Raw genomic sequence first — 10,940 nt, 5'->3', positions numbered from 1 at the left:
TGATCGCGATCAACGCATCGTTGCCGAAGTAGCGCATGACAGCACGGTACATGCCAAAGCGAATGAAAAGAGGAATAGCAATCACAGGAGCGCTAATAAATAGCCAGACGTGCGGAATAAACGAGTTGACCATCTCGTCTGGTCCCAGACGCACAATAAACGCCATCCATAAGGCTACCCACACAAGAACGACGTCGGCCGCAACCTGAATGAGCCGTTTTTGACGGCGTGGCAGCCCAAGCAACAGTTTGCGCAATTTATCCATAACTCCGTCGTACACCTCGAACCGCTCACCTGTTGATCGTGCTGACGAGTGTACGTCTGCGACGCTCTCGTAACTTTGAAATAACTAGTCTGGTTCAAAAAATTGAACCCGGTAGCGCCATAAGGGAGCTAAATCACCAGCACGAGGCGCGTGCAAGGAATGCAGGCCTCGACCGATACTACCGGCAAGAACTGAAACCCCGAGGAGAAGGGGATCAGATATTGCGAATATCAAACGATTTTTCGCCATCCCCTTTTCCCACCGGCAAGAACCGACTCGCACCAAAAGAAGGAAATTGTGAGGCCCCAAATAGGTCTAAGGCTTCACGACTTGCTGCATAACACTGCAAGTCACCTCGCAGGTCTTTTCTATTTCGGCTTCAGTCAACGTCGGGTGTACCAAGAACATCAAGCTTGCCTCACCCAGCTCTTTCGCAATAGACAGTCGTGCTTCTGGACGCCAGCCAGCATCGTCAAATGCTTTTTCAAGGTACACCTCAGAGCAAGATCTGGAATAACATGGAACGCCAAGCGCAGAAATCCCGGACAGAATGCGATCACGAGTCCAGTCAACCGTCAACTGCTATGGCTCTACAACAAAACTCGAATAGACATTCGTATCAGTACCTTCTCCAGACGGTACGCATAACGTAGTCTCGATAGCTATGAATAATTCGTACCACTTTTTCGGATACATTCGGCATGCTGTAATCCGCAACCAGACGCAAGCTTCGATTTTCATCGCGACCCTGGCTTTCTAGTAACTGCAATCCTTGGAGCACGCGCTCCAGCTCCAACCCCACCATCATGACAGCCGCTTCCTCCATACCTTCAGGTCGCTCATGGGCCTCACGTAAATTCAGCGCTGGAAAATTAAGAATGGAAGACTCCTCGTTGATAGTGCCACTATCAGACAAGGCGGCCTTCGATGCGAGTTGCAGCTTGTTATAATCCTTGAAACCAAGGGGTTTAAGTAACCTAATATTCTTATGAAACACAACCCCAAGTGCATCGACACGCTTTTGTGTACGCGGATGCGTAGACACAATCACCGGAAGATCATATGTTTTGGCTACAGCGTTCAGCACCTCAACCAGTTTAAGGAAGTTTTTATCTGAATCGATATTTTCCTCCCTGTGTGCGCTGACAACAAAAAACTGTCCCGCCTGCAAACCGTGACGTTCCAATACATCCGACGCTTCAATGCCCTCACGATAGTGGGTCAGCACTTCAAACATCGGACTTCCTGTTTTGACGACCATGTCCGGCGCAAGCCCCTCACGCAGGAGGTAGTCACGAGCTATCGTGCTATAAGTGAGATTAATGTCAGCCGTATGATCTACAATCCGACGGTTAATCTCCTCAGGAACTCGCATGTCAAAACAGCGGTTACCAGCCTCCATATGAAACGTTGGAATCTTGCGTCGCTTCGCCGGGATAACTGCCATACAGCTATTAGTATCCCCCAAGACCAACATAGCGTCGGGTAACACCTCGGAAAGCATCCGATCGATCGAAATAATTACATTGCCAATCGTTTCTGCGCCAGTCGTACCTGCCGCATTCAAAAAATAGTCGGGCTTCCGGATACCAAGATCCTGAAAGAAAATCTCGTTCAACTCATAATCATAATTTTGACCGGTGTGTACCAAGACGTGGTCACAGTGTCGATCGAGAGCGACTATGACACGCGACAAACGAATAATTTCCGGGCGCGTACCTACAACAGTAACTACTTTCAGCTTTTTCATCACAATCCTCTACCTGATCGATAGGCTTCAAGGGCACACTGGCAATGCATAGGTGTCCGGATGTTCACGATCAAATATTTCATTTGCCCATAGCATCACGATCAGCTCATCATTGCCAATATTAGTGATGTCGTGGGTCCAGCCCGGCACTGTTTCAACTATTCTCGGTTGATCGCCTGTCGTCTGCAACTCGTAGAATTCGCCAGAATCGATATGACGAAAACGGAAACTTGCGGTCCCCTTAATCACAAGAAATTTTTCAGTCTTTGAATGATGGTAATGACCGCCACGAGTGATACCGGGAAAAGCTGTAAAATAGGAAAACTGTCCCGAGTCCTTTGTCTTGAGCATCTCCACAAACACACCACGAGGATCTCCATACTTAGGAACCTCATAAGTAAAAGATTCAGGTGGGAGATAACTCAGATACGTTGAATAAAGAGCGCGGGGCAACCCCTCACCTACGGCTTCGCTAATAAGCGTCGACCGGCTTTCGCGAAACGCTCGCAACTGAGCAGCCAATGCGCCTACCGTTGTAGAATAAACGGGTTGAACGACAGCAGCCGACTCTTTGGAAATACTGCCATCCATAATTGCGATAAAATGACGAACTACGTCATCAACATAAACTAATGTAAGAGAGGCATTTTCATCGTGAATATGAATAGGCAGATCATGTGCAATGTTATGGCAAAAAGTTGCTACCGCTGAATTGTAATTAGGTCTTGCCCACTTCCCGAACACATTAGGGAGACGAAAAATGTGTACGTCGTTCCCATTTTTACGGGCCAACTCGCTCAATGCACTTTCCGCATCGAGCTTGCTCCGACCATACGGATTGTCTTGATCAGCCTGAGTTGACGATGTATATACAAGAGGTATCTTTCGGCTGCTAGCCGCAACGGCATCACAAACAATCCGAGTAAGATCACTGTTACCACTCACGAATTCTTCCGGATTCTGTGGTCGGTTAACTCCCGCCAGGTGAAATACACAATCAGCTTCAGCGACTAACCCCCCAAGCAACGCAGGGTCGTCTCCGCGAACGAATGAAAGCACTTCGACATCCGCACGTTCGCGTAGATGAGCAGCAAGATTCTTGCCAATGAAACCGCTGGCACCGGTGATTAGTACCTTCATCAATCATTCCTCCGGAGTGACAATTTCACCGCGCTGGATGGCCTTCATGAAATCCAGCTTAAGCAACAATTGCTGCATACCCGCTACATCCAGGCGCTGAGTATTATGAGAATTATAATCCTCCATCCGAGAAATTTTTTCTTCACCCTGCTCAACAAATTTACTGTAGTTCAAATCCCGCAAGTCAGGCGGGACACGGAAATAGTCACCCATATCCTCCGCGCATGCCATTTCCTCGCGACTCAGAAGCGCTTCATATAGCTTCTCGCCGTGTCGAGTTCCTATAACCTGGATTGGGTGATCAGGTTTACCGACCATCTGCGTCAATGCCTGCGCAAGGACCTCTACCGTAGCGGCTGGAGCTTTTTGAACAAACAAATCGCCATTATTACCATGTTCAAACGCGTACAACACCAATTCGACCGCATCGGCCAATGTCATCATGAATCGTGTCATATTAGGGTCTGTTATGGACAGTGCCTTACCCGCACGAATTTGCTCTATAAACAACGGAATTACCGATCCACGAGACGCCATAACATTGCCATATCGCGTACCACAAATTACGGTTTTAGTGTCATCGACGTTTCGGGACTTCGCCACCATAACCTTTTCCATCATTGCCTTTGATATACCCATTGCATTAATCGGGTATACCGCCTTGTCAGTACTCAGGCAAACTACACGACGGACTTCATTTTGAATTGCAGCTTCCAATACGTTATCTGTGCCAACAACGTTGGTTTTGACGGCCTCCATAGGGTGAAATTCACAGGAAGGAACCTGCTTCAAAGCTGCAGCATGAAAGATATAGTCCACACCACGCGAAGCATTCAACACACATTGATAATCGCGAACATCCCCGATATAAAACTTCAACTTGGAACTTGAGTAACGCTTACGCATATCGTCTTGTTTCTTTTCATCACGACTAAATATGCGAATTTCGGCGATATCAGTATCTAAAAACCGTTTAAGGACCGCGTTACCAAAAGATCCGGTACCACCGGTGATCATTAGAATTTTATCTGTAAACATATTATTCTCCAGTCCAATCTCAATATGCTCTAAAGCAAAAACCCGCTTATCAGCTAGCACTCATTCCAGCCAATCGCCAATCGCATCAAATCAGATCGTCAGTCAAGTGATGCGAGGTTTTACGCACCTGCAAATGCTCAAGATACCATTTCTGCCCTGAACACCCAACATTAAATAGCTCATCTCTCGACAGCTTATAAGCTGCTTCAAAGCTTTCAACTAGCTTAGAGTGATACTTCGGCGAAGCACTCCAACCCCCCCTTATCTCCTCCTCGAGAATACTTCCGAAGTCGGTAGCATCCTCTACATAGGCAAGCACCGGAACGGCAGCTCTGAAATAGTCAACAGCTTTCGAAGGAAACGTGGGCACGGATACGTGCCCCGAATTAAATACAAACCCGAGGTCAGCGCCTTTAAGAAAACGCATGTATTCTTCCCTGGGTCTAAAGCCCTTATAGCGAACGATATCCAGCACATCATTAGCTTTTAAGTCATTGAGCATTGCTTCTCGTTCAGGGCCATCACCAAATATATAGAAAACAGAGTTGATTCCATTCGTTTTTGAATGCAACGCCAACTCGATTAACTTATCAATTCCTCGCCCTTTTATAAGTTGCCCACCAAACACACAGACCAATTGGTCCTGGATTCCTTCTGATGCTCTTGCCTCAAGATAAGCCTGCTTATTTCTGACTTGAACATCATTGGGGCCCCAAAGGTATAAAATCTCTGACTGAACACCAGAACTGATTTTATAGTTACTCTTAAAAAACTCGAGATTTTTTTGAGACATGAGACCAATACGATCATAACCATTACAGGCTTTTGTCTCGATGAATTTTAAAATCGGCGCCCCCCAATTAGGCAGCAAACCCAACTGCAAATGGTAAATTGGAAAAAAATCCCAAAGTATCAGGTAGGACGATTTGACTCTACGTTTCAGAGCATTGAATATTGGGTGCATAACCATGGCAGGTGAATAGTTAATCACCAGATCATATTGTGACTGAGACAAGCATTTTTTAACATTTGGAATATTTAGACGCGCAGCAAAAAACCACTTCAAGACCTGGCCAACCCTTCCCTTCAAAGCACCGACCATAGTTGAAAAGACATGAATTTTTACGCCATTCTTTTCAACGAAAGCGTATTGCTTATGCTGTCCACTCCAATCTAGAAAAACCACCTCCACACTATGGTTAAGCGCGAGCTCCTCAGCCAAACTATCCGTCAACCAAGAGTGACCACTCTGAAGAGAGTAACTACTACACAGCATTAGAATTTTCAACTTGGCGCCCCTTAAAATAACAAAAAACCAAAACACACATTACAGAAGCGCATATTACATACGCAACCACATAGGACAAACCCACCCCTTCAACATTGCCACGAGATTGCAAGAGGTGATAAAAAGTAAAAAATAGAACACCTTGCAATACCTCGAACAGCAGTGCACTACCGTAACGCCCAGCCGATATTAAAGTAAACGAACAGAATAATGCAACCCCTCTAAAATAATCGCCAATCAAATAATAAGAAAAATAACTTCTTGCCGTTTTATATTCATCACTGAACAACAAGTACACAATAATATCGCGAAGACAAAACACCGACACCGCTACAGCAAGATAAACCATTGAAATGGCGATTAACTTTTTCTGCCAACCCCACCAACTTATCGCCGACAGATTTTTCGAAAAATATGGGAGGAGAATCGCAGAGCAAAACAACCCATAGAACTGCTGCATGGTGTCAGAAAACTTCACTGCGACCTGCCAGTTACTTAGCTCTACTCCACCATAGAGTTGGAGAAACAACTCTCTCACCAGGATCCCAACAAATGGCAATGATGCGAGGCCTGCGTAAACTATGATGCAATATTTCAATATCGCCAAAAAACCACCATCTACACACAGCGCCTTGAAGTTGAATCGAATACGCTCTGGAAATGACTTGATTAAAAACATCACAGGGAGGACATACGACAAAGGCATAATCCAGTAGATAGCCTTAATCGAATCCGTTTCCACTGCAACAAATACTAAAAACAAATACACCAAAGATGCCGCAACGTTCGAAAAGGCAAACAACTTCAGCCTTTTTCTGGCCAGCGCCAACGCCATCAAACAACCATAAACATTTGATATATAAAACACCACCAAACAATACAATATAAAAAACCAACTAACCTCATCAAAAAAAATGTAAGTCTCTAAATAACTCTTGAAACCAATCATTAAAAATGCAAGTAAAAACAAAAAAATCAAGCCATAGGAAAACACAACAGAAATCTCTTTTTCCGAAGAGATCACATCGCTTGATTGCGAAAGCCTATTCACCAAGTAATTTATTGCCCCCCCTAATGAAAGCCCAAACACAATCGCCATAAATGCCATAAACTGTGTTATATAACCAAAACCTTCACTACCTAGGCTTACCGCCAAAAACCTCAAAACAGCCAACGCACAAAACATCTTTACGGAAAATGAAAACCCTATATAAAGGACGCCTTTCATTGCTCGCCCCCAAGCCACTGAGAGTCATACTCTTTATAATACTTTAGTGTCCGCTCCTCACCGTCATTCCCCTCCCCGCTCAACCACCGTTCATACATATTGTAATAGGGGGTGTACGGGAAAAACAGCGGACCACTAACCTCGTGCATCAGCACCATAAAACTAGCCATCAAAAAAACAACACCGTAAACCAACCTATTGAAAACTCTCATTCGCATTACAGCTGTTAAAAATAAATAAAAGAAAGGCATCAATACAAAATACTTAAGCCGATCATGAAAAATTGGATATTTCCAGAAAACCAACAATGCGATTATGTATATATAACTCAAATTCAGCAGTAGCTTTTCTTCTTCTTCTTCTTGAATCCGAAACACCAGAAAAACATACATAGACACCACAATCAGCTTGTATAAAAACTCTCCCACCCCTCTCTGATAGCTTACGCCCAACAACAAATAGAAATTTAGTTTCGAGCTAATAAACTCTGGCATAACCCCTGAAACAATTTGAACTACACCTCCAGCCAAATCTATGCCCGCAACATACATAATGGCAACCAGAAATAAAAAAACCAGCGTATGCGACCGAGGAAAAGACAAACGCGCCAATAACATCAGTACGCCAATCACGATAGAAAAGGTGTGAAACAACGAGGCCAACATAACAAACAAAAGAAACTTTACGTTTTTCCCCTTCAACATAAAAAGCAATGCCAAAGACAAAAAGGATAACGCAACAGACATCCTTAGGACACCCATTTGCAGCACAAGAAATAACCAGCAGAAGTAAATCAATACTCCGGTCACCGTCCCTCTTCCAAGTGCATTGTTCAACTTCAAGAAGGCGTAACAGTTGAAGATACCAGCCAAAAACTGCACCCACCAAAAACTCAAACCGAGGAGACTCAAAACATAAAGAAACACCGAGAAACCTAATTCAGATCCGTTATCTCGCCCGAACGAAATTGCAGCCGCCAAACTGCCACTCTCAGATACTCCATTATATATATTCTTGTAAACAAACCAATCGTATCCGGTATCATCACGCAACCCAGCCACGATAACAAAATAAACAAAGGCTACAAAAACTGCGAGCCCAAAACTTTTGACTCGTGAACCACAAGCAAGTTCGCAAAAATACATTGGCACTAATGCTATGGCTAACCAGATATAAAACAAAACCAAATCTCCATTACGCCAATTTATTACTTGACCAAAAATCATCCTGATAGCTATTGGCCCTTGCGCCCCTTGGCGATTGTGTTTTTCTATTGAGACGAAAATCACTTTCGCGGGAGCCATTTTCTCCGCTACACCGACACAGCCTGCTCTGCAAGACCAAGACATCCAGGCAAAACCAGCGTTGAAGCAGCGTTGAAAAGCAGCCCGCCCAAAACATCTGTCAATCCTTGAATGAGCACCAACATACCGACGGAATGCAACGCCGCTTTACGCAACTGCACCCCTGAGATAGTCAGCTGCGCTCCCGACCCACTCGATTGCGACCAAAAACAATCCATAAAATGAAACGTGGCTGTGAGCATTATCGCATTTCCACCTAAACTGCACGACACCAAGCTCGGAAATAGATTATTTTTTTACAATGATGGCAAAATGCTTGCGCGCCAAGCTGAAACCATTTACTGTAGGTGATAATTGGTGGCCTTTGCGATTAGCATTGACGAAATGCATGCGCATTCTATATTGCCCCTAAAACCTAGCGTCCTCCATGCAATAGCAAAACAACATCGCTTTTCTCTGACACATTCCTGCACAGCATTCAAAAAAAACATATCAACCAGATGAGAAGGCTAACTTCCTTCACCGCTCCTCCGAAGCCGCGTCTTACAAAGACATCGCCAATATGCGACCTAGCCACCCTCCCCTCACAAGATCGAAAATAGTCTTCGGAAGACTAAAACAATTGAATATTGCCGCCAGAAAATCCAGCTAATTAAAAACACCTCAGCTTAAAAACCAGCCCCTTGTTAGAGACTAATTAATTAGCTCCTGCCCTCCATAAAAGCATTTGGAATGCTTATCTAGAAACTGCATGGGCCATGAAATAAAATGACACTCGCATACCTGGAAGCCAAAATCAAAAGACTAAATGAAAGACAATACAAATATGAGAGAGGTAGAGTTGCACCCAAAAGCAATCTGACCCATATCGCCAGGTCCTACCTCCCTAAATTTTCGTATACTTAGCAATAATCAGCTTCCAAACACCAATAAAATATTCAATATCGAAACTTCAGTCCAAAAAAATTCGCCAGCGCAGACCATATAAAGTAATCGATATTGGGAGCTTCTAGATTTCCAAAAGGATCCCAACACCGATTTCCGCAACAAAAAATTCATTGCGACCCGCGAGTAGAAGATTAACTCCGTCTCGATTTCAAAACAAAAACTCGTCCCAACGCAATAGCAGTACCCAATAACCCACCTAAAATAACACCCAATATCAAGACAAGAGCTTTTTTAGGTTTAATGGGAGTGCTAGGTTGATCCACAATGCCATCCTGTCGATACACCGTGACGCTATACTCCCCAGTTTCCAGGGCCTTGTAAAAATCATACCAATTTTGCAAGGTTCTCAACCCTGGAATAAATGGGTCATTCGACTCCCTGTTTTCGAGATTTTTCAACTCAGCCTCAAGCACCTTGCTACCGCGCATGTAGGCATCACTACCTGCCATATTACCGGCCAACCCAGACGTACCGTCACCAGTAAAAACGATAGATTTTTCCAATCCACTAGCTTTTGCAAGTGCCAAAGCCTCACGTACCTGGCTGATCGTATCTTCTCGAACTTTTTTGGCTGACTCACGAAGAGAATCTATCTGCAACTGTTGGTTACGAGCTAAAACTGAAGCTTCTTTAGTTGCGTTGCTAATCACTTCACGCTGTGCACGTTGCCCAGCCAGCTCAACATACTGGCTCACCCAATTAGTAACTGTCACGGGATCCTTTCCCTGAATGGAAACCAACCAACGCCCGCCTAAGTCTTTATCCAAAGGTGAAACCGCCACATCCCTGGAAAACTTCTCGTACTGTTCAGCGTTTCGACTTGAGACAGGTAAGAAGTTATTTTCAAAAAATGTTCGACGCAACGAATCAGACTGAAGATTTCGCAGAAACACCTTGTATACGTCATCAACTGTAAATGGATTTAAAGCAGAGCTTTTCTCGCGCCCATAATTCAAGTTAGCAATATTTTCAAAAGTCGGTGGAGATATATAGTATTTAGCTTCGTACACGGGCGGCGATACAAACGCATACACCCCAGCTATAAAAGTAGCAACTAGCGTTACGACTAAAATAAGTTTTTTCTGCTGCAGTAGAGCGTTGAAAAGCTCCAGCAAGTCGAACTCATCTGAAAAAATAACAGCGTTATTATTGCTTTGCATATTACTATTTGCCCTTCAGTTTAACCATTGCCATCAATCCGCCTTTATTAGTACCCCCCAGCCTTCTAACACACTGACGAGCCGAACAAGCACGCTACCAAATCCAAAAACGTTGACTTCGAAGATTGTCCGATAAAGCTCCGTGATTGCCTCGAGTCAACTTCTAATTATACTGTACTCGGCGGTACCAAAAACCGAATCGATATCTGTAGATATTATTGCTTCTACTTGGCATTGGCACGGCGACGCTTATGACCACGCTGCCATACGACCAACATACCCATGGCCGGCCCGACCATCAGACCGAGCAACAAGCCACCCAGCAACAATACCGAGACGGGCAGCTGGGGAAAGCTGAAGCCCAGGAACACCAAAGCGACTGCCTGCTGGTTTTCCAGAGTGAACAGAAGGATGAAGGCCAACAACGCCAACAGCAGCAGAACCCGCAACAGGCGACTGAATCTACGCACGCCCGTCACCCCGATGTTCGCTGTCAAACTCATCCTCTTCCTCATTCACCCGATCCCGCAGTTCTTTACCCGGCTTGAAATGCGGAACGAACTTGCCGTCGAGACTGACAGACTGACCGGTTTTCGGGTTACGGCCGACCCGTGGCGCGCGGTAGTGCAGAGAGAAGCTGCCAAACCCCCGGATCTCGATACGATCCCCGGTAGCCAGACATTGGGACATTTGCTCAAGCATGGTCTTGATAGCCAGCTCCACATCCTTGGATGAGAGCAGCCCTTGATGGGTGACAATTCGTTCGATCAACTCCGACTTCGTCATATTTTTCCCTTCTTTTTCAAGCAGCTAGGTAAG

At 44.9% G+C, this 10,940-nt stretch carries 10 protein-coding genes and 2 pseudogenes; all 12 read right to left on the bottom strand.

Going from position 1 to position 10,940, the window contains the following annotated elements; translation table 11 throughout:
- A pseudogene (locus PMI29_RS10945) lies at nt 1-265 on the bottom strand (polysaccharide biosynthesis protein); the annotation flags it as partial.
- Nucleotides 266-580: 315 nt separating this feature from the next.
- Nucleotides 581-847: pseudogene (locus PMI29_RS32680) on the bottom strand (aminotransferase); the annotation flags it as partial.
- Nucleotides 848-884: 37 nt separating this feature from the next.
- Complete coding sequence (wecB, locus tag PMI29_RS10950; protein WP_007999951.1) at nt 885-2,015, bottom strand: non-hydrolyzing UDP-N-acetylglucosamine 2-epimerase; 1,131 nt, start codon at nt 2,013-2,015, stop codon at nt 885-887.
- Between the two features lie 27 nt (nt 2,016-2,042).
- On the bottom strand, nt 2,043-3,155 hold the full coding sequence (gene wbjC / locus PMI29_RS10955; RefSeq protein WP_007999950.1) for a UDP-2-acetamido-2,6-beta-L-arabino-hexul-4-ose reductase: 1,113 nt from the start codon (nt 3,153-3,155) through the stop codon (nt 2,043-2,045).
- A 3-nt stretch (nt 3,156-3,158) separates the two neighbouring features.
- Nucleotides 3,159-4,193 (bottom strand): polysaccharide biosynthesis protein, encoded by a 1,035-nt coding sequence (locus PMI29_RS10960; RefSeq protein WP_007999949.1) that lies wholly within the window; start codon nt 4,191-4,193, stop codon nt 3,159-3,161.
- An 85-nt stretch (nt 4,194-4,278) separates the two neighbouring features.
- Nucleotides 4,279-5,481, bottom strand: a complete 1,203-nt coding sequence (locus PMI29_RS10965; protein ID WP_157221371.1) for a glycosyltransferase family 4 protein — start codon at nt 5,479-5,481, stop codon at nt 4,279-4,281.
- Nucleotides 5,459-6,709: a hypothetical protein gene (locus PMI29_RS10970; RefSeq protein WP_007999947.1), complete on the bottom strand. Its 1,251-nt coding sequence runs from the start codon at nt 6,707-6,709 to the stop codon at nt 5,459-5,461. Before PMI29_RS10970 ends, PMI29_RS10965 begins: the two co-directional genes overlap by 23 nt.
- Nucleotides 6,706-8,013, bottom strand: a complete 1,308-nt coding sequence (locus PMI29_RS0130290; RefSeq protein ID WP_157221370.1) for an EpsG family protein — start codon at nt 8,011-8,013, stop codon at nt 6,706-6,708. The genes PMI29_RS10970 and PMI29_RS0130290 overlap by 4 nt, the downstream gene beginning before the upstream one ends.
- Nucleotides 8,014-8,021: 8 nt before the next feature.
- Entirely contained in the window at nt 8,022-8,255 is a 234-nt protein-coding gene (locus PMI29_RS32040; protein ID WP_033052514.1) for a hypothetical protein, read from the bottom strand.
- An 837-nt stretch (nt 8,256-9,092) separates the two neighbouring features.
- A complete protein-coding gene (locus tag PMI29_RS10975) occupies nt 9,093-10,121 on the bottom strand; it encodes an LPS O-antigen chain length determinant protein WzzB (RefSeq protein WP_007999943.1) in 1,029 nt (342 codons plus the stop codon).
- 224 nt (nt 10,122-10,345) lie between these two features.
- Nucleotides 10,346-10,591 (bottom strand): lipopolysaccharide assembly protein LapA domain-containing protein, encoded by a 246-nt coding sequence (locus tag PMI29_RS10980; protein ID WP_033052516.1) that lies wholly within the window; start codon nt 10,589-10,591, stop codon nt 10,346-10,348.
- Nucleotides 10,584-10,907 (bottom strand): integration host factor subunit beta, encoded by a 324-nt coding sequence (ihfB, locus tag PMI29_RS10985; RefSeq protein ID WP_007999939.1) that lies wholly within the window; start codon nt 10,905-10,907, stop codon nt 10,584-10,586. Before ihfB ends, PMI29_RS10980 begins: the two co-directional genes overlap by 8 nt.
- Between the last annotated feature and the right edge of the window lie 33 nt (nt 10,908-10,940).

Origin of the sequence: Pseudomonas sp. GM49 (genome assembly GCF_000282355.1) — a bacterium.
GTDB lineage: Bacteria > Pseudomonadota > Gammaproteobacteria > Pseudomonadales > Pseudomonadaceae > Aquipseudomonas.
Note: the sequence above shows the minus strand (reverse complement) of the source record. Positions and strands in the feature narration are given on the sequence as shown.

Bases quoted from the DNA above. Each gene is read 5' to 3' on its own strand.
- PMI29_RS10960 (WP_007999949.1), bottom strand. From the start codon at position 4,193: ATGTTTACAGATAAAATTCTAATGATCACCGGTGGTACCGGATCTTTT.
- PMI29_RS10975 (WP_007999943.1), bottom strand. From the start codon at position 10,121: ATGCAAAGCAATAATAACGCTGTTATTTTTTCAGATGAGTTCGACTTG.
- ihfB (WP_007999939.1), bottom strand. From the start codon at position 10,907: ATGACGAAGTCGGAGTTGATCGAACGAATTGTCACCCATCAAGGGCTG.
- PMI29_RS0130290 (WP_157221370.1), bottom strand. From the start codon at position 8,013: ATGGCTCCCGCGAAAGTGATTTTCGTCTCAATAGAAAAACACAATCGC.
- PMI29_RS10970 (WP_007999947.1), bottom strand. From the start codon at position 6,709: ATGAAAGGCGTCCTTTATATAGGGTTTTCATTTTCCGTAAAGATGTTT.
- wbjC (WP_007999950.1), bottom strand. From the start codon at position 3,155: ATGAAGGTACTAATCACCGGTGCCAGCGGTTTCATTGGCAAGAATCTT.
- PMI29_RS32040 (WP_033052514.1), bottom strand. From the start codon at position 8,255: ATGCTCACAGCCACGTTTCATTTTATGGATTGTTTTTGGTCGCAATCG.
- wecB (WP_007999951.1), bottom strand. From the start codon at position 2,015: ATGAAAAAGCTGAAAGTAGTTACTGTTGTAGGTACGCGCCCGGAAATT.